Below are 18240 nucleotides of genomic sequence, written 5' to 3' on the forward strand. Positions count from 1 at the left end.
AATCGTTGCTCGGAGAGACAACCATGAATTATAGCTGGAACTGGGGTGTGCTCTTTGAGCAGACTGGTATTGGCAACGAGCTCTATATCCATTGGATGATCACTGGTCTTGGCTGGCTGCTATTGATTGGCAGTATCGCCTGGGCCATTGCGATGGTCGTGGGTACCATCTTCGGTATCATGCGTACCTTGCCCAACAAGACTGCTCGTGCAATCGGTACGGCTTATGTGACATTTTTTCGTAATATTCCACTGCTTGTTCAACTGTTCTTTTGGTTTTATATCGCCCCTGGCTGGCTCACGCCGACGATACAAGAATGGTGGTATAAGGACTTGTCTCCGAATACTTCAGCCATGTTATCAGCCAGTATCGGTTTGGGCTTATTTACCGCTGCTCGTATTGTTGAACAGGTACGGACAGGTATCGAGTCATTACCAGATGGACAGATCAATGCGGCCTATGCATTAGGGTTTAGCATTCCACAAGTCTATAAAGAAGTACTGCTACCGCAGGCATTTCGTATTATCTTGCCACCGCTCAGCTCTGAGCTAACTAACTGCTTCAAAAACGCCTCTGTGGCCTCGCTAGTGGGGGTAATGGAGCTGATTAGCCAAACCAAAACCATCAGCGAATATACTCAAAATAGTATCGAGATATATACTTACGCGACGATTATTTATTTGGTTTTCAATTTATCCTTGATCGCTATTATGGGATTGATTGAACGTAAATTGCGTGTGCCTGGGCTTATTGCGGGAGGTCAGAAATGAATATGACCGAATTGGCAACAGCCTATCCTGGTTTGATGGGTGGCATGCTTACCACCTTAAAAGTGCTGTTTTTGGCTATTTTAGGCGGTATCAGCTTAGGAACTGTACTGGCATTGATGCGCTTGTCAGGTATCAAAGCGCTTGAGATTCCAGCAAAGCTATACGTTAATTACTTTCGCTCCGTGCCGCTGTTATTGGTACTACTATGGTTTTATTTTGCCGTACCGATGATTTATCTTTGGGTAGCGGGCAAGTACCTGCAACTCGATGCTGCATTTGCCTCTTGTGTAGTCGCATTTATGATGTTTGAGGCCGCTTATTTCTCAGAAGTGGTACGTGCTGGTATTCAATCGATTGGTAGCGGGCAGGTCAATGCAGCCAAAGCGCTCGGTATGACTTATGGGCAGACCATGCGTCTGGTCATCTTGCCACAAGCCTTTCGTAAGATGCTGCCACTGATTTTGCAGCAATGTATTATTTTATTCCAAGATACGACATTGGTATTTGCCATTGGTTTGACAGACTTTTTCCGCGCAGCCTACGTGCGCGGTGAGCTAATGGGACTACTCACGCCGTATATTCTAGGTGCTGGTGCTGTCTACTTTGTGATTAGCTTAAGTGCTTCTATTGGTGTGCAACAATTACAGAAGCGTTTGCGGTTTTAATATAGCTATTTTGATATGCCTATCGCTTGCGCTTTTGAATGTTGAAAGTTTGAGCGTTTGATTTACCTTTTTTAAATAATGACTATCGAAAATAATGTGGTTAGGAGCCAGTGATGAGCAATGCTGATACGTACGTAAATGCCTTTGGCGGGCTGGTTACCAATAGTGGTCATGCTAGTGATGAGATGGTCATTGAGATATCTAATGTCAGTAAATGGTATGGAGACTTTCAAGTACTGACTGACTGTACAGCGCATGTACATAAAGGTGATGTCGTTGTTGTTTGTGGTCCATCGGGTAGTGGTAAATCAACTTTGATTAAGACAGTGAATGGACTTGAGCCTTTTCAAAAGGGTGGCATCATGGTCAATGGCATCTCTGTCGGTGACCCAAAGACTAATTTACCTAAGTTACGTAGCCGTGTCGGCATGGTGTTTCAGCATTTTGAGTTGTTTCCACATTTGACTATTATTGATAATTTGACCGTGGCACAAATCAAAGTGTTGGGCCGTAAAGAGTCTGAGGCCAAACAAAAAGCGATGGACTATCTAGACCGTGTTGGTCTGACGGTACAAGCGGCGAAATATCCAGCGGAGCTCTCTGGTGGTCAGCAGCAGCGTGTTGCAATTGCACGAGCGTTGGCCATGGATCCCGTCGCAATGCTGTTTGATGAGCCAACCTCTGCGCTTGATCCTGAGATGATTCAAGAAGTGCTAGACGTAATGGTCGAGCTAACTCGTGATGGTATGACCATGATGTGTGTGACGCATGAAATGGGCTTTGCCAGTCAGGTGGCCAATCGTATTATCTTTATGGATGAAGGTCATATCGTAGAAAACTGTAGTAAGGATGAGTTTTTGAAGGCGCGAAAAGTGACCGTGCGCAGATGTTTTTATCGAAGATTTTAAATCATTAAATACACTTTAATTTACGATTGTTTATAGCAGTATTTCTAAGATAAAGACATGTTCTAAAGCTTACTTTTCTTTCCACTGCTAATAATTATCTAAAGCGCCTTATTAAAGACAGTTAAACGCTATCTTTAATAGGGCGCTTTGTATTGAGCTTTTTTGTATATCTATTTGAAAAACGATTTAGAGCCTATGATTTTTACACACAAGGAATTTGAATAAGATAGCTTTGAGACTATAAAGCCGCTGAAAATAGAGCGGGAGTAGTCGTAGGATTAGAGAGGTTGCAAACGGCAAATGAAATAGCTCATCTGATTAATCAAACAAGTTTGAAAAGATAGTAGTCATAATATAGATGAGTTTAATTTTATTTAATGCGATCAACTGAATTAGGATTGAATATGACGCTAAAACGAACCGTCGGCATACTACTGTTCAATGAAGTAGAAGTATTGGATTTTGCAGGACCTTTTGAGGTGTTTTCGTTGGCTGAAAATGCTGCCAGTTCTAGTGATGATAAGCACTTTAAGGTTATTACCATTGCCGAGAACCAAGCAACGATATCCGCTAGGAACGGTCTACAAGTCATTCCTGACTATAGTTTTGTCAATCATCCAGACATTGATGTCTTAATCGTCCCTGGTGGTTACGGTGCCGAAAAAACAGAAATATATAATAAGGTGGTAATTGATTGGATTATCACTCAAGCAAGTTTGGTAGATCTGACGCTTTCAGTGTGTACAGGAGCATTGCTATTGGCTAAGGCAGGTTTATTAACTGGTAAGTCAGCAACCACGCACTGGATGGATTTAGATAATTTAGCATCCTATCCTGATATCGATGTGACCTCGCATACGAGTTTTGTAGATGCCAGTGATGATACTGGTAATATTGTCACATCAGCGGGGATAAGTGCAGGCATCCATGCAAGTCTATACTGTATAGAAAAATTAATAGATAGTGAAACCATGCGTGCAACAGCACATCGCATGGAGTTCGATATTGACTAAGTGAATTGCTAGATAGGTGAGTGAATGGCTGTTTACTGATACAATAGCGGTCAATATTTTTGATAATTAAAATAATTCATAAACCATCTTGGAGTTTATATGAGCGTAGAAAATCCATCTGTAGCAAAGAGCACAGCATCAAAAAAAGGTGTGGTCATTATTGGTGCAGGACTGGCAGGCTGGCATGTCATTGATGCCATTCGTGCCAAAGACACAGAGATTCCAATTACCCTAATCACGGCTGATAGTGCCGACCGTTATCATAAGCCAATGCTGACAATGGCAATCAGCCAAAACAAACGCGCATCAGATTTGGTACGGGCATCTGGTAGCGAAGCGGCTAAGACAGCAGAAGTGACGTTGCTAGCCAATACGCAAGTGACAGATATTGATCCAGTGAGCCAAACCGTACAGGTGCGCTCTACTACGCAGTCAGATGACACACTGACGACTATCGGCTATGAGAAAATGGTACTAGCGATGGGCGCGCATCCTATCTTCCCTAAAAGTCTGCCACAAGATTTGGTTTGGCATGTCAATCATATTGAGCGTTTTAGTCAGCTACAAGAAAAGCTAGCAGCAGGTAGTCAGCATGTTGCGATCGTTGGTGCTGGTATGGTGGGTACAGAAATCGCAGAAGACCTACTTAAAGCTGGTCATAAAGTAACGCTCATTGATTTAAATGATGCACCGCTTTCGCAGATGCTACCAGCAAAAGCGACTGCACGTATAGCCAAAGCGATCGAGTCGCAAGGTATTCAATTCTTAGGTGGTTATCAAGTATCAGCTGTCACTCGTGTTAATGACGATGACAATAGCAATGACAGCGAAGATGCCGAGAAGCTACAGGTAGACTATGCCCCATTATCATTGGATGCAGACAATGCTGATACTCAGCCGCTCGAACCACTAATTGTAGATCATGTGATTGCCAGTACAGGTCTGACAGTCGATGAGCAATTACCTGCTGCGGCTGGTGTGGAATTCGATCGCCGTACGGGTATCGTGGTGGATGCAGCGACGTTGCGTACCAATGCAGCGAATATCTATGCCATCGGCGACTGTATGTCTATCAATGGTGTCGCTTGTCGTTATGTTGCGCCATTACGCGCGCAGGCTGCGACTATCGCTGATGATATCTTAGGTCACGAGCATAGTGGTTATGATCATAAGCCACCAATGATTCGCCTAAAAAATAAAGCCATCTCTGTGATGGTGACGGGTGTACCGCAAGCAGCAGGTAATTGGCAAGTGAAGACTGAGAGTGATGATGAGCTAATCATGGATTTGCTTGATGATAATGAAGTGGTTAGCGCAACGGTAACGATTAAAGCGCCTGCAGTTCCTAAGGCATAATGATTGAAATACCGTCTTTTGAAAAACTAATAAAAGCACATCATTTATAAGTGATGTCCTTTATTAGATGCTTTCCAGAGGACTTAGTTAAAAGACAATATTGATGATCGAGCCAGCCCATTCCTTATGATGTGGCTGGCTTTCTTATGTCAAAAGTTTGCCATGATTCTATGCTACCTTTTACTAAGTAGAAAGGCAGACAGTCTAATTAAATGATACATACTGTATTGATATTGTTGACAGGCTTTCATTGATGGCGTTATAGTAGCTGAATGCTATGTAAGACCTGCCCAAGGAAGAAGGTTTGCACGCAGGCTATTAATAAGCGCTATTTATAAATAATATAAAAAGTAAAACGAAAGGACTCGTTATGACTCAAACTCCTGATTTCGATTCGATTCACGTTGACTTCGACACTATTTTAAACAACATTCCTAGTATCAATATGGGCGCACGCTCAGCCAATGCACCACTTACTCAAAGCTATGACAAAGGTCCTGATGTACCGCTGATTGAAGCGACAATCGGTGACTTTTTTGATGCTATTGTTTCTAAATATCCTGAGCGCGAAGCACTGGTCGTCCGCCATCAAAATATCCGCTGGACATATCGTGAGCTACAGCAGCAAGTGAATCAGCTAGCCAGTAGCATGATTGAGATGGGACTAGAGATTGGCGATCGTATCGGTATTTGGTCACACAACAATGCCGAGTGGTTACTCATGCAATTGGCTACGACAAAAGTCGGCGTTATCCTCGTTAATATCAATCCTGCCTACCGCACCTTTGAGCTGCAGTATGCTTTAAATAAACTGGGCTGCTCAGCGCTCGTACTGATGCGTCATTTCAAAACCAGTGACTATGCCAGTTTAATCCGTGAGCTGTGTCCTGAGATTTACCACAAAGATTATACTCAGCTTGATTTGGTTGAGATTCCGACGATTGAACGTATCATCTGGATTGATGAGCCAGAGTCGGACGAGACATTTGGCTTTATGCAAAAATTCTCTGCGTGGATGAGCGAGGGCGATGCCAATGATCCCCGTGTTGCTGAGCGCCAGGCGCAGCTTAAAAACACCGATGCCATCAATGTACAGTTCACCAGTGGCACGACTGGTACACCAAAAGGTGCAACCTTAAGCCATCGTAATATCTTAAATAATGGCTACTTTATCGGTGAGGCCATGAACCTTACCGAAGAGGATAGGCTGTGTATTCCAGTACCTCTGTACCATTGTTTTGGTATGGTGCTTGGTAATCTAGCGATTCTCACACATGGCGGCTGTATCGTATATCCAAACGACGGCTTTGAGCCATTGACCGTATTGCAGGCAGTCGAAGAAGAAAAGTGTACAGGTCTGCACGGCGTGCCAACGATGTTTATCGCAGAGCTTGACCATCCTGAATTTGAAAACTTTGATTTGTCTACCTTACGTACTGGCATAATGGCTGGCTCTAGTTGTCCGATTGAGGTTATGCGCCGTGTCATCGATAAGATGCATATGAGCGAAGTCACCATTGCCTATGGCATGACAGAGACCAGTCCCGTATCTTGCCAGACCAATGAGCACACGCCACTTGATAAACAAGTCTCGACGGTAGGACTGGTACAGCCTGCGCTTGAGGTGAAAGTCGTTGATACAGAAACAGGTGAAATTGTCCCGCTGGGTGAGACGGGTGAGTTGCTTACACGAGGCTATTCAGTAATGAAAGGCTATTGGGGCAGCCGCTTTAAAACGCGTGAGGCGATCCAAGATGGTTGGATGCATACGGGTGACTTGGCCACAATGGATGAAGACGGCTACGTAAAAATCGTCGGCCGTAGTAAAGACATGGTGATTCGCGGCGGCGAAAATATCTATCCAGTAGAAATTGAAAATTATCTCTATCGTCATCCAAAGATTCGCGATGTGCAAATCGTGGGGATACCCGACGAGCGTTACGGTGAAGTGCTGGCGGCGTGGATTATTCCTAAAGAGCCGGGCTGCTTGACGGAAGAGGAAGTCCGTGAGTTCTGTAGTGAGCATATTGCTCATTATAAAGTGCCTGCTTACTATCGCTTCGTCACTGAGTATCCAATGACCATCACGGGCAAGATTCAAAAGTATAAAATTATTGAGCAAATGAAAGAAGAGTTGGGTTTGTAGTAAGCTGACTTATCTGCTCTAAAAAACAAAAGACTAACCATATTCATTTCACTATAAAAGTATTACAGCGTTAACCTCGCTTGAAGTATCACACATACATCTGCACTCGGTTGCCTTGTACTACTTTTAAATTGAATCGACTATATGTGAGCAACGCTTAAAAATAGCAGTTAGTATCATTTATATAAAAAGCTACTCACATCTACGTATCTATCTATGTATAAGAAAAAAGGGATATCATGAGCGCTATCATAACCAGTAAACTGAGTCCAAACTCAAGCGATTTTCAGCAAAACAGTGCCGCGATGCAAGAGATAGTCGATGACCTGTATGTACACTTGCGTAAAGTTGCCCAAGGTGGCTCAGAGCGCGCACGTGCCAAGCATCTAGCGCGTGGTAAGCTGTTACCACGTGAACGCGTCGAGCGTTTGTTGGATGTAGGTACGCCGTTCCTAGAAGTGGCACCGATGGCTGCACATGATATGTATGGCGAAGAGATTCCGGCGGCTGGCGTGATTGCGGGTATCGGCCGTATCAATGGCATCGAGTGTATGATTGTCTGTAATGATGCCACGGTAAAAGGCGGCACGTACTACCCAATGACGGTCAAAAAGCACCTGCGAGCACAAGAAATTGCGCAAGAAAATCATCTGCCGTGCGTTTATCTGGTTGATTCAGGTGGGGCTAATTTACCGAACCAAGATGATGTGTTCCCTGATAAAGAACATTTCGGCCGTATCTTCTTTAATCAAGCCAATCTCAGTGCGGCAGGTATTCCACAGATTGCTGTGGTTATGGGCAGCTGTACGGCTGGCGGTGCTTATGTGCCTGCCATGAGCGATGAATCTATTATCGTCAAAGAGCAAGGTACGATCTTTTTGGGTGGTCCGCCACTGGTAAAAGCAGCGACGGGCGAAGAGGTCACGGCAGAAGACTTGGGCGGTGGTGATGTACATACCCGACTTTCAGGCGTGGTTGATCATCTAGCGCAGAATGATACTCATGCGTTATCGATCGCGCGTAATATCGTTAGTCATCTAAATCGCCCTGCGAAAAATATCCCTAATCAAATCACACCGTGTCCGCCACGTTACGATGCCAAAGAACTCTATGGTGTGATTCCAACGGACAAGCGCAAGCCATTTGATATCAGAGAAATCATTGCACGTATCGTTGATGATAGTGCCTTTGATGAGTTTAAAGCACGCTTTGGTACGACGTTGGTCTGTGGATTTGCTCATATCGAAGGGATGCCTGTTGGTATCATTGCCAATAACGGCATTCTGTTCAGTGAGTCAGCGCAAAAAGGCACGCACTTCATTGAGCTGTGCTGTAAGCGCAAAATCCCATTAGTATTCCTGCAGAACATTACTGGCTTTATGGTTGGCCGCAAATACGAAAACGAAGGTATCGCTCGTCATGGTGCCAAGATGGTAATGGCGGTGGCTAATGCCAAAGTACCAAAATTCACGGTCATCGTCGGCGGCTCGTTCGGCGCTGGTAACTACGGTATGTGTGGCCGTGCTTACAGCCCGCGTTTCTTATGGATGTGGCCAAATGCGCGTATCTCTGTCATGGGCGGTGAGCAAGCAGCATCAGTACTGGCAACGGTCAAACGTGATAATTTTGATCGTAAGGGTGAAGCGTGGAGTGATGAGGACGAAGCAGCATTTAAAGCGCCAATACGTGAGATGTATGAAGAGCAAGGTCATCCATATTATGCCACCGCGCGCATGTGGGATGATGGCGTGATTGACCCTGCTGATACTCGTCATGTGCTGGCATTGGGGCTGAGCGCCGCTTATAACGCTCCGATTGAAGAGACGACTTTTGGTGTCTTTAGAATGTAACCAGTTTTTAATATTTAACGATACTCAATAAATATCATTAGTAAAGATAGTAGATAGTGACTAAAAAAGAGAAGACAATGCAACAAAATATAAATAATTATAAAAGCCTACTGGTTAACGTCGAGCAGCACGTGGCGACAGTGACGTTGAATCGTCCTGAGATACGTAATGCCTTTAACGACGAAATGATTGCTGAGCTAACCGATGTGTTCAGTACGCTTGGTGCTGATGATGAGGTACGTGTCATTGTGCTAGCAGCTGCTGGCAAAGCGTTCTGTGCAGGTGCTGATTTGAATTGGATGCGTGCCATGGCAGATTATAGCTATGAAGAGAATCTAGCGGATGCTGATAAATTGGCGCAAATGCTTAAGACTATTTATGAATGTCCTAAGCCAACAGTCGCGGCTATTCAAGGCGATGTATACGCAGGTGGCATGGGTCTGGTCGCTGCTTGCGACGTAGCCATTGCGGTCAAAATTGCTAATTTCTGCCTCAGTGAAGTCCGTTTAGGGTTGGCACCTGCCACTATCAGTCCTTATGTTATCCGCGCGCTAGGCGCTAGAGCATCGCAGCGTTATTTCTTAAGTGCTGAAGTGTTTGATGCCAAAAAGGCGCGTCAGCTTGGCTTTATCCATGAGCGTGTTAGCGAAGATTGGCTAGGCGATGAAGTGGCTGCGTTCTGTAACAAGGTCGTCAAAAACAGCCCTGATGCAGTCAAGACCTGCAAACAGCTATTACACGATGTTGCTGGTGCGCCTATTACAGATGAGCTGATTGCTGACACGGTCAAAGGTATCGCTGATATTCGCTCATCAGAGCAAGGCCGCGAGGGTGTGCAAGCATTTTTGCAAAAGCGTAAACCTGATTGGCTAATGGCAGACTAACTAGTAGCAGAACAATGATAGGCAAATGAGCAAATAGACAAGACGTCAAATAATAACGACAAGACACAGGGATAGTTATGTTTTCTAAAATTCTAATCGCCAATCGTGGTGAAATTGCTTGCCAGTGGCTGCGACTGCTAAGCGTCTTGGCGTCAGTACCGTTGCTGTTTACTCCGATGCGGATCGTGAGGCCAAGCATGTGGCTGTCTGTGATGAAGCTATCTATTTAGGCGGCTCGGCACCGAAAGACAGTTATCTCAAAGGCGATGCTATTATTGCTATCGCTAAGCAAACGGGCGCCCAAGCGATTCATCCAGGATATGGGTTTTTGAGTGAAAATGCTGATTTTGCACAGGCTTGCCAAGATGCTGGCTTGGTATTTATTGGCCCATCGGCAGATGCTATTCGCGCTATGGGCGGTAAGTCTGAGTCTAAGCGCTTGATGGAGTCAGCTGGTGTACCGCTGATCCCCGGTTATCATGGTGACAACCAAAATGCACAGTTTTTGCAGCAGCAGGCCGATAGTATTGGCTATCCTGTCTTGATTAAAGCGAGTGCAGGTGGTGGCGGTAAAGGTATGCGTATCGTTGAAAAAAGCAGCGATTTTATTGACCTGTTAGATTCATGTCGCCGTGAAGCGATTACCAGTTTTGGCAATGATCAAGTATTGGTCGAAAAATACGCGCTAAAACCACGTCATATTGAAATTCAAGTATTCGGTGATACGCATGGTAATTATGTGCACCTGTTTGAGCGTGATTGCTCAGTACAGCGTCGCCATCAAAAAGTACTAGAAGAAGCACCCGCACCGGGTGTCGATACTGCCATGCGTGAAGCAATGGGCACAGCGGCAATCGAAGCAGCACGGGCGGTCGATTACGTGGGTGCGGGTACGGTTGAATTCATCGTTGAGCAGCGTGAAGACTCTATGAATTTTTATTTCATGGAAATGAATACGCGTTTGCAGGTTGAGCATCCAGTTAGTGAAGCTATTACGGGTGTCGATTTGGTCGAGTGGCAGCTGTTGGTTGCTGCGGGTCGGCCATTGCCAAAAACGCAAGACGATCTGGCTATCAATGGTCATGCAATTGAAGCGCGTATCTGTGCTGAAAACCCTGACAATAATTTCTTACCAGCGACAGGAACTTTATTCACTTATCAGAAGCCTGAGCATAGTACCTTTAACATTACCGATGTGCGTATCGATGATGGCGTACGTGAGGGTGATGTGATCAGTCCTTTTACGACTCTATGATTGCCAAGCTTATCGTGCATGCTCCTACGCGCGAGCAAGCGTTGGCGAGACTAGATCGTGCATTGGCACAGACGCGTATCGTTGGTCTGCCAAACAACGTGGCATTTTTGCGTTATATCTTAAATACCGATTCATTTAGCAAAGCCAATCTCGATACCGCATTGATAGAGCGTGAGCAGGATAAGCTTTTGATCAGCATCCTCTTGAATTATCGACGCTTGTGGTGACTGCTATTGCCCAGCAGCTTGCGAGCGAAGCGACTACTCAGGGCTCAGATCCATTTAGCAAGCCAACGGGTTTCCGTGCTTATAGTGATTATACTCGTTCATTTAGCTTGGTTTATGATGAGCAAGCCTACAGCGCTCGCATCAGTAATTGGCATAATGCGAGTTGTGCTGATAGCAAAAAAGGCGGCGATAATCTCAGTAGCTTTACGATTGTCATTGGTAAAGAAATCGCGAATATGCAGGATGATAGCAATATCAATGTGGCTGCTCAGACCGAAACGGTTTATGAAGGTCAGATCAGCTATGATAGCAGTGACACGCACAATCATACCTTATGGTTAGAGGGTGCACGTATCAGTGCCCAAAGCTGGGTAAATAACGAGACAGTCTACGTATTCACAGATAGCGGACGTGATGAAATTACGCTTATTGATATCATGGCACATGTGGGCGAAGACACAGCAGCAGTTGGCAGTTTGAAATCACCAATGCCAGGACAAGTGGTTGCATTCAAAGTAGCTGTTGGCGATACTGTGAAAAAAGGCGAACCACTTGCCGTCATCGAAGCTATGAAAATTGAACACACGATTACCGCACCGACAGATGGTGTGGTAGCAGAGCTATTATTTGCAGCAGGTGACTTGGTCGCTGATGGTGATGAGCTACTGCGCATCGATAGCGAAAGCGCATAGCTGACGAAGCCTAATAAAAAATCTCATAAAAGGGCAAATAACAAAAAGGACGACAAGTATGAGCCATTCGTATCCAAGCCATGTCAGCATCGTTGATGTCAGTCCGCGTGATGGCCTACAAAACGAATCCATGACGGTGCCGACTGAGGTTAAGCAAACGCTCATTAATGATTTAATTTCGGCGGGTGTCAAAAAACTAGAAGCGACCAGTTTTGTCTCGCCAAAGTGGGTGCCACAAATGGGCGATAACAGCGCGTTGCTCGACGCACTAGCACCGACGCGGCAGACGGACGTTTGCTACTCGGTACTGGTGCCCAATATGCGCGGATTTGAAAATGCCATCGTACATCGCCCTGATGAAATCGTCATCTTTGGCTCAGCCAGTGAAACCTTTAGTCAAAAAACATCAACTGTAGTATTGATGAGAGTATCGAACGTTTTGCACCAGTGGCTGCTGCGGCAAAAGCGCAAGGCATCAAAGTACGTGGCGTGATTTCTTGTACGGTTGGTTGTCCTTATGAAGGTGAGATTGACCCCAGCCAAGTAGCGTATGTCACCAAGCGATTGATTGAGATCGGTTCAGAGCAAATTGGCATTGCCGATACGATCGGTGTGGGTACACCGCTCAAAGTACAGCGAGCGTTGCAAGCTGCACTCGAGTATGCTGATATCTCTATGCTATCGGGTCATTTTCATGATACTTATGGCCAAGCGCTCAGCAATACTTTGGCTGCATTACAAATGGGTGTCAGTGAGTTTGATACCTCCGTCGCTGGCTTAGGTGGTTGTCCTTATGCCAAAGGCGCAACGGGCAATGTCGCCACCGAAGATGTAGTATATATGCTGCATGGTATGGGGATCAGCACGGGTATCGATTTGGATAAATTAGTCGTGGCGGGCGAACGTATCAGCGAGTTCTTAAGGCGTCCGAATGGCTCAAACGTAGCACGTGCCATCATTAATAAACGCCATTAATAAACGTCAGTCTTAATGAGTATAGTCAATCCACTATAAAAGTATGACAGCGTTAACCTCGCTTGAGGTATTCGATATACATCAACACTCGGTTGCCTTGCCATACTTTCACATTGAATGGACTATGACATCAAAGATGACATCGAAAATAATATGGCTTTAAAAAACAGATCAAAATTCGAAAACTAAATATTAAAATACAAGGAATGGTTATGAGTTTACCTGGATTAAATTTTCAACTTGGCGAAGATATTGACGCGCTACGTGATGTCGTACAGCAGTTTGCGGCAAACGAGATCGCTCCACGTGCTGCTGAGATTGATAGCAGCGATGAATTCCCAATGGATCTGTGGCAAAAGATGGGTGACCTCGGTCTACATGGTATTACTGTTCCTGAAGAATACGGTGGCTCTAATATGGGCTACGTCGCCCATATGGTCGCGATGGAAGAGATTAGCCGAGCTTCGGCATCGGTAGCACTGAGTTATGGCGCACACTCTAATTTGTGTATCAACCAAATCAAACGTAACGGCTCTGAGGCACAAAAGCAGAAATATCTGCCAAAGCTAATCAGCGGTGAATTCATCGGTGCATTGGCAATGAGTGAGACAGGGGCTGGCTCAGACGTCGTTAGTATGAAACTAAAAGCAGAAGAAAAAGACGGCAGCTATATTTTAAACGGTAGCAAAATGTGGATCACCAATGGTCCTGATGCTGACGTGATGGTGGTCTATGCCAAGACCAATCCTGAATTGGGTGCAAAAGGCATGACGGCCTTTATCGTTGAAAAAGGCATGGAAGGTTTCGGCACAGCGCAAAAGCTAGACAAGCTCGGCATGCGTGGTAGCCATACTGGTGAGATGACTTTTAATAATGTAAAAGTACCAAGCGAAAATATCTTGGGTGGTCTTAATGAAGGCGTTAAGGTATTGATGAGTGGCCTAGATTACGAGCGTGCCGTATTGGCCGCAGGTCCTATCGGTATCATGCAAGCGGTGATGGACAATGTCGTGCCTTATATCCATGACCGTAAACAGTTTGGTCAAGCGATCGGTGAGTTTCAGCTTATCCAAGGTAAAGTTGCGGACATGTATACCATACTACAAGCCGGTCGTAGTTTCTTATATACCGTTGGCAAGAATTTGGACATGTTGGACGCGCGCGGTGCTGGTCATAGTCGAGAAGTACGTAAAGATTGCGCCAGTGTGATTCTATGGTGTGCCGAAAAAGCGACGTGGATGGCAGGCGAAGGCATTCAGATATTTGGCGGTAATGGCTACACCAATGAGTATCCACTAGGTCGCTATTGGCGCGATGCTAAGCTGTACGAGATTGGCGCAGGTACCAGTGAAATCCGCCGTATGCTAGTCGGTCGTGAGCTGTTTAACGAGACCAAATAATAAGGTATGGGGGTAATAGCTAGCAATACGTTAGCTATTTTTTGATAATAAAATAAAAAAGCAGCACGCTTAAAACGTGCTGCTTTTTTATGTCGACGTCGAACCGAATTATCTATAAGCGGTTAAGACTTATTGCGATAATCAAAGTATCTTGCCAAACCATTTAGTAATAAATCATCACGTAAGCGCACTGGGCGATTGACATGCTGCGAGATAATGGCTGCATCACCACCTGTCATAATCAATTCAAAATTAGGGTGACGATGGCTAATCTCATTAATCGCGCCGACGATAGAGAGTAAAATACCGCGATGTACCGCGTCTTGAGTGGTTAAGCCTTGACTGACGCTATCAAAAGTACCGTTCGAGATGGTAATCTGCTTAGTACCAGAGAACAGTGACTCACGCTGTAGATAGATGCTAGGGAAAATATAACCGCCCAAATGCTCAGCATGATCAATCAAATCAATAGTCACCGCTGTACCGCAACCAATCACACATTGACGTTTTTTCTTATCGACCGCGCCCAGCATCTGTAGCCAGCGATCACAGCCGAGCTGCTGATCATTGTAAGCACTTTTCATCAGAGTATGTGCTGCATCGACATGGACAAACTCAAACGGAATATTCAAACGACTGAGTGTCTCTGATACTTTGGCATTGAGATTGTCACCCAATACCGATGAGATACCAATAAAGTCAGGCGCATAACGCTCAAAACGATCGGTCAGACCCATAAGTAGTTCGGCAGGCGCTTGCAAATGCTGCTTGGCATCATGTGCGACTATTTGTCCGATATCATCGGTTAGCCAGTATTTTAGGCGGGTATTTCCAAGATCAAGCCAGAGCATAAAAGTCCCTTTATATAGTGCTCGTTAATGATGGGGTTCATCAATATAGTTGTCTAAGCCTAGGGCATGTCCCTAATTCAAACGTTTGCCACTAAATGGGTCAAAAATAGCTAAATCTTTGACAAACGGCGTCAAATAGCTGGTCAATATCTCGATATTGTCTGCACTACTTTCCTTGTTTGCCTGCGATTTATCTCATTTTTATCACCATTTTTAAAATAGGGACACGCCCTAATAAATAACGTCGATGCGTCCAGTAAAAAGCGTAGAAATCTTACCGCTATCTTGGCGCAATTGCAAACAGCCATGTGTGTCGACACCGCAAGCGATTCCCGTCACGACTTTTTCTTCGTTATTATAGTCTTGCGTGACGCGTAAGCGCAGACCTGATAGCGCATCCATCATCGCAAACTGCTCCAAAAACTATCCAAATAATAAGTATGACCCGTTGGCTGCTCTATGCCCAAATGCTCAAAGCGTGTCATCGCCGCCATCAATGCTTTGCACATCTGCTGATAGAGCATTGGTAGGTCTGGTAGGCTCGCAGATCGTGACTCTAAAGGTAGCATCTCATTAATGTCTTGTAAGCTAATCGCTTGGTAACTCATACCCTCAGACGTTTGTGTGGTGAGCTTTGGTGCTGCCTGCACGTTTAAGCCAATGCCTAGCACCACACCGACCAACCTGCTAGCTTTCGTCACTGGCTCTATCAAAATCCCAGCCAGTTTATTAAAGGGTAGGGTACGCTGATTTGCTACATCACTATCCAATACTGAGTCTAATACTGAGCTGTCCGTTATGGATTGTTCTTTAGATAGCTCTTTAGATTGGCTCTGAGCTTGCTGATAAAAACCCAAGTCATTTGCCCATTTCACACCGATTGGTGTCAGTCCCTGCGCTTGCAGTTGCTCGTTCAGCGTTTGAATGACGGGCATTTTTGCCAGTTCAAGACCAATGATGAGCGATAGCAAACCACTAATTGGCATATGTACAGGATGGTATAGCGACAGATAGACATTACCACGCGGTGATTGCCACGAGCGTCCGTGCTGTCCACGACCTGCGCTTTGGGTTTCCGCGGTCAAAACGTGTACGGTGGCGACATCTAACGCCCCGTTTTGCAAGGCTTCTATCAGCTCGCTATTGGTCGAGGCGCTACTAGCCACATGACGGTGATTGAGCTCGGATAAATAGGTAGAAAAACTAGTGAGTGGCGGCATAAGTTTAGTCGATGTGGTTAAAGGAAACTTTGATATACTGAGCGATTGTTGCGGTCAGACAGTACCGAGTAAACAGCATAAAGGTCACGCTGAGATTTGGCAAATACAATTAAGCACGCCTAAGCGCTAGTGAGTACTATAGCGCCAGTCAGTATTATAAAAGGTTCGTTCTATGATGTTATATGTGTGGTTTGTGATTGCAGGCGCGTTTGCTGGTGTCAGCGCGGGCTTGTTTGGCGTCGGCGGTGGCATGATTATCGTGCCTGCATTGGTCTGGATTTTTACCGCTTATGACTTTTCGCCAGAAGTAATCACCCATCTGGCCATTGGTACGTCATTAGCGACCATCGTTGTAACTTCAATCAGCTCACTGACGGCACATAACAAGCGCGGCGGCGTGCGCTGGGAAGTATGGCGCAAGATGGCGCTTGGATTGGTCATCGGTAGTTTGGTCGGTGCGGGTATCGCGGATATGATTGATGGACAAGCACTACAGGCTATCATTGGTTTCGGTGCGCTATTGGTCGCCTTAAAAATGCTGTTCTTTTCAAATAAAGAACAAGTGGGTAAACCGCTACCATCGGCCGGTGTCCAGTTTGGTGCAGGTACTGGCATTGGGATGGCGTCCTCTATTTTTGGCATTGGCGGCGGCAGTTTGACCGTACCGTTTTTGAACTGGGCAGGGCTTCCGATGAAACAGTCGGTCGGCACATCAGCAGCATGCGGTCTACCAATTGCCTTGGCTGGGGCAGCAGGGTTTGCTTGGTTCGGTCAAGACGTGGTCAACCTGCCTGAGGGTACGATAGGGTTTGTCCATGTCACAGGATTTTTGTTTATTTCAGTCGCCAGCTTTGCGATGGCAAAAGTTGGCGCCAAGCTTGCCCATGTCTTACCTGCACTGATGCTTAAGCGCGCATTTGGTATGTTGTTAATATTTGCTGGAGGGCAGTTGTTATTGAGTGGATTAGGTGTTTTATAGCAATAATGAGTTTTTATAAAATTAGTATGCAAACCGTGAGATATTATTAGTATGAAAGCTGCAGAAAAATACCGCCGTGTTTTCGGCTCAATGAATCATCTAAAAGACCAGTTATCATGGACGACGGGTCTCTCTAATATGGTAGAGTTTTTGGCATGGGAGCCGCAGCGTATTTTAGGTATTACTAAAAAGCAATATGTACGCCAAATCATTGAGTGGGCATCTCACCCAGATTTGAAAGGTAAAAATATAGAAGAAATTGAGCAATCAGTCATCAAAAAGCTCAATACAAAAATGAATGAAACTGAGCAGCTAGAGACGTATTCAACGCAAACGATGGGTATCTGTAATGCGAGAGAAGCCGTGCGCCGCGTAACGTTCTTTTCTGAGGATTACCTAAATAAAGAGTTCGATATCTTTTGAGTTTGTGCAGTGATGTTTATCTGAACTTATTTTATCAGCAATTTATTAGCTTTGAGCCGAGTGAATCATGGTCGACACATGGTAATAGCGGTATGTTTGAAAACAGTACAGAGCTAAAAGCAATGTATATGGACAACCTAGCCTATAACCATCAGGCGAATGTGCTGATAGCGAATGAGTTAAAGCTCGCTGGTCGGAAAAACCCAGACCCAATCCTAAAGTATTGTTTGATGTATGAGCACTTATTAGAAAAAGGCTTTATCGAAAAAGGGGCAAAGTTTTTGCTGTTATTTATCGGTGGTGACGCGCTAAAGCAAAACAAGCAAACGCTCGTAGATCGGGAGCTGGCTCTATGTCATAAACGGCCAAGAAAGTATCAGCATTTGCTAAGACCAGAGCTGTTAGAGATAGTCGATCATTTAGAGGTGGCAAGTATCTCTTGGGCAGCCTTTATCGAGTTTAATAATCACTACTTAGCAGAAAATAGCGTCTGCCAAGTGGAGCAAAAACTGTTACGAGGGTTCCATCAAAGCCTTGAATCAAAATCGTTTATGCAGTTAGCAGTTTAACCCTAAAAACCCACTACAATTTCAGGTAGAATAGCCGCCTGTTTTTGCTAAGTTTAT

14 protein-coding genes and 3 pseudogenes are annotated in these 18240 nt (G+C 45.1%); 14 read left to right on the plus strand and 3 right to left on the minus strand.

Annotated features, from left to right (window positions below; genetic code table 11):
• Positions 1-23: 23 nt before the first annotated feature.
• The 11 genes and pseudogenes from ACOBWA_RS02055 to ACOBWA_RS02105 all read left to right on the plus strand — a co-directional run bounded on the left by ACOBWA_RS02055 (position 24) and on the right by ACOBWA_RS02105 (position 14141).
• Positions 24-770 (plus strand): amino acid ABC transporter permease, encoded by a 747-nt coding sequence (locus ACOBWA_RS02055; protein WP_057758328.1) that lies wholly within the window; start codon positions 24-26, stop codon positions 768-770.
• Complete coding sequence (locus ACOBWA_RS02060; protein WP_101205580.1) at positions 767-1435, plus strand: ABC transporter permease subunit; 669 nt, start codon at positions 767-769, stop codon at positions 1433-1435. Before ACOBWA_RS02055 ends, ACOBWA_RS02060 begins: the two co-directional genes overlap by 4 nt.
• A 185-nt stretch (positions 1436-1620) precedes the next feature.
• Positions 1621-2351, plus strand: a pseudogene (locus tag ACOBWA_RS02065) (amino acid ABC transporter ATP-binding protein).
• Positions 2352-2747: 396 nt separating this feature from the next.
• Complete coding sequence (locus ACOBWA_RS02070; RefSeq protein ID WP_420230089.1) at positions 2748-3356, plus strand: DJ-1/PfpI family protein; 609 nt, start codon at positions 2748-2750, stop codon at positions 3354-3356.
• 99 nt (positions 3357-3455) lie between these two features.
• On the plus strand, positions 3456-4712 hold the full coding sequence (locus ACOBWA_RS02075) for an FAD-dependent oxidoreductase (protein WP_420230090.1): 1257 nt from the start codon (positions 3456-3458) through the stop codon (positions 4710-4712).
• Positions 4713-5082: 370 nt separating this feature from the next.
• Positions 5083-6858 carry an AMP-binding protein gene (locus tag ACOBWA_RS02080; RefSeq protein ID WP_420230091.1) on the plus strand — a complete coding sequence of 592 codons (1776 nt, stop codon included), beginning with the start codon at positions 5083-5085 and terminating at the stop codon, positions 6856-6858.
• A gap of 239 nt (positions 6859-7097) precedes the next feature.
• Positions 7098-8708, plus strand: coding sequence for a carboxyl transferase domain-containing protein (locus ACOBWA_RS02085; RefSeq protein ID WP_420230092.1), 1611 nt, complete (start codon positions 7098-7100; stop codon positions 8706-8708).
• Positions 8709-8785: 77 nt separating this feature from the next.
• A complete protein-coding gene (locus ACOBWA_RS02090) occupies positions 8786-9592 on the plus strand; it encodes an enoyl-CoA hydratase/isomerase family protein (protein WP_420230093.1) in 807 nt (268 codons plus the stop codon).
• A 77-nt stretch (positions 9593-9669) separates the two neighbouring features.
• Positions 9670-11766, plus strand: a pseudogene (locus ACOBWA_RS02095) (acetyl/propionyl/methylcrotonyl-CoA carboxylase subunit alpha).
• A gap of 58 nt (positions 11767-11824) precedes the next feature.
• Positions 11825-12741: pseudogene (locus ACOBWA_RS02100) on the plus strand (hydroxymethylglutaryl-CoA lyase).
• 212 nt (positions 12742-12953) lie between these two features.
• On the plus strand, positions 12954-14141 hold the full coding sequence (locus ACOBWA_RS02105) for an isovaleryl-CoA dehydrogenase (RefSeq protein WP_420230094.1): 1188 nt from the start codon (positions 12954-12956) through the stop codon (positions 14139-14141).
• Between the two features lie 122 nt (positions 14142-14263).
• Here ACOBWA_RS02105 and ACOBWA_RS02110 read toward each other — a convergent pair whose 3' ends face one another.
• The 3 genes from ACOBWA_RS02110 to ACOBWA_RS02120 all read right to left on the minus strand — a co-directional run bounded on the left by ACOBWA_RS02110 (position 14264) and on the right by ACOBWA_RS02120 (position 16212).
• Positions 14264-14992: a pantothenate kinase gene (locus ACOBWA_RS02110; RefSeq protein ID WP_201570291.1), complete on the minus strand. Its 729-nt coding sequence runs from the start codon at positions 14990-14992 to the stop codon at positions 14264-14266.
• A 231-nt stretch (positions 14993-15223) separates the two neighbouring features.
• Complete coding sequence (locus ACOBWA_RS02115) at positions 15224-15412, minus strand: hypothetical protein (RefSeq protein WP_420230095.1); 189 nt, start codon at positions 15410-15412, stop codon at positions 15224-15226.
• A complete protein-coding gene (locus ACOBWA_RS02120; protein ID WP_420230096.1) occupies positions 15394-16212 on the minus strand; it encodes a biotin--[acetyl-CoA-carboxylase] ligase in 819 nt (272 codons plus the stop codon). Before ACOBWA_RS02120 ends, ACOBWA_RS02115 begins: the two co-directional genes overlap by 19 nt.
• A gap of 175 nt (positions 16213-16387) precedes the next feature.
• Here ACOBWA_RS02120 and ACOBWA_RS02125 point away from each other — a divergent pair, with 175 nt between their 5' ends.
• From ACOBWA_RS02125 to ACOBWA_RS02135, 3 genes are read left to right on the plus strand one after another with little or no spacing between them, the layout of a single operon-like run.
• Entirely contained in the window at positions 16388-17191 is an 804-nt protein-coding gene (locus ACOBWA_RS02125) for a sulfite exporter TauE/SafE family protein (RefSeq protein WP_420230700.1), read from the plus strand.
• A gap of 51 nt (positions 17192-17242) precedes the next feature.
• A complete protein-coding gene (locus tag ACOBWA_RS02130; RefSeq protein WP_420230097.1) occupies positions 17243-17614 on the plus strand; it encodes a hypothetical protein in 372 nt (123 codons plus the stop codon).
• Positions 17611-18183, plus strand: coding sequence for a hypothetical protein (locus ACOBWA_RS02135; RefSeq protein ID WP_420230098.1), 573 nt, complete (start codon positions 17611-17613; stop codon positions 18181-18183). Before ACOBWA_RS02130 ends, ACOBWA_RS02135 begins: the two co-directional genes overlap by 4 nt.
• Positions 18184-18240: the final 57 nt, after the last annotated feature.

This window comes from Psychrobacter sp. ER1, assembly GCF_048631835.1.
Taxonomy (GTDB): Bacteria; Pseudomonadota; Gammaproteobacteria; order Pseudomonadales; family Moraxellaceae; genus Psychrobacter.

What these genes read in the sequence shown, in the direction of transcription:
- ACOBWA_RS02055 (WP_057758328.1), top strand. Translation starts at nt 24, where the DNA reads ATGAATTATAGCTGGAACTGGGGTGTGCTCTTTGAGCAGACTGGTATT.
- ACOBWA_RS02060 (WP_101205580.1), top strand. Translation starts at nt 767, where the DNA reads ATGAATATGACCGAATTGGCAACAGCCTATCCTGGTTTGATGGGTGGC.
- ACOBWA_RS02070 (WP_420230089.1), top strand. Translation starts at nt 2,748, where the DNA reads ATGACGCTAAAACGAACCGTCGGCATACTACTGTTCAATGAAGTAGAA.
- ACOBWA_RS02075 (WP_420230090.1), top strand. Translation starts at nt 3,456, where the DNA reads ATGAGCGTAGAAAATCCATCTGTAGCAAAGAGCACAGCATCAAAAAAA.
- ACOBWA_RS02080 (WP_420230091.1), top strand. Translation starts at nt 5,083, where the DNA reads ATGACTCAAACTCCTGATTTCGATTCGATTCACGTTGACTTCGACACT.
- ACOBWA_RS02085 (WP_420230092.1), top strand. Translation starts at nt 7,098, where the DNA reads ATGAGCGCTATCATAACCAGTAAACTGAGTCCAAACTCAAGCGATTTT.
- ACOBWA_RS02090 (WP_420230093.1), top strand. Translation starts at nt 8,786, where the DNA reads ATGCAACAAAATATAAATAATTATAAAAGCCTACTGGTTAACGTCGAG.
- ACOBWA_RS02105 (WP_420230094.1), top strand. Translation starts at nt 12,954, where the DNA reads ATGAGTTTACCTGGATTAAATTTTCAACTTGGCGAAGATATTGACGCG.
- ACOBWA_RS02110 (WP_201570291.1), bottom strand. Translation starts at nt 14,992, where the DNA reads ATGCTCTGGCTTGATCTTGGAAATACCCGCCTAAAATACTGGCTAACC.
- ACOBWA_RS02120 (WP_420230096.1), bottom strand. Translation starts at nt 16,212, where the DNA reads ATGCCGCCACTCACTAGTTTTTCTACCTATTTATCCGAGCTCAATCAC.
- ACOBWA_RS02125 (WP_420230700.1), top strand. Translation starts at nt 16,388, where the DNA reads ATGTTATATGTGTGGTTTGTGATTGCAGGCGCGTTTGCTGGTGTCAGC.
- ACOBWA_RS02130 (WP_420230097.1), top strand. Translation starts at nt 17,243, where the DNA reads ATGAAAGCTGCAGAAAAATACCGCCGTGTTTTCGGCTCAATGAATCAT.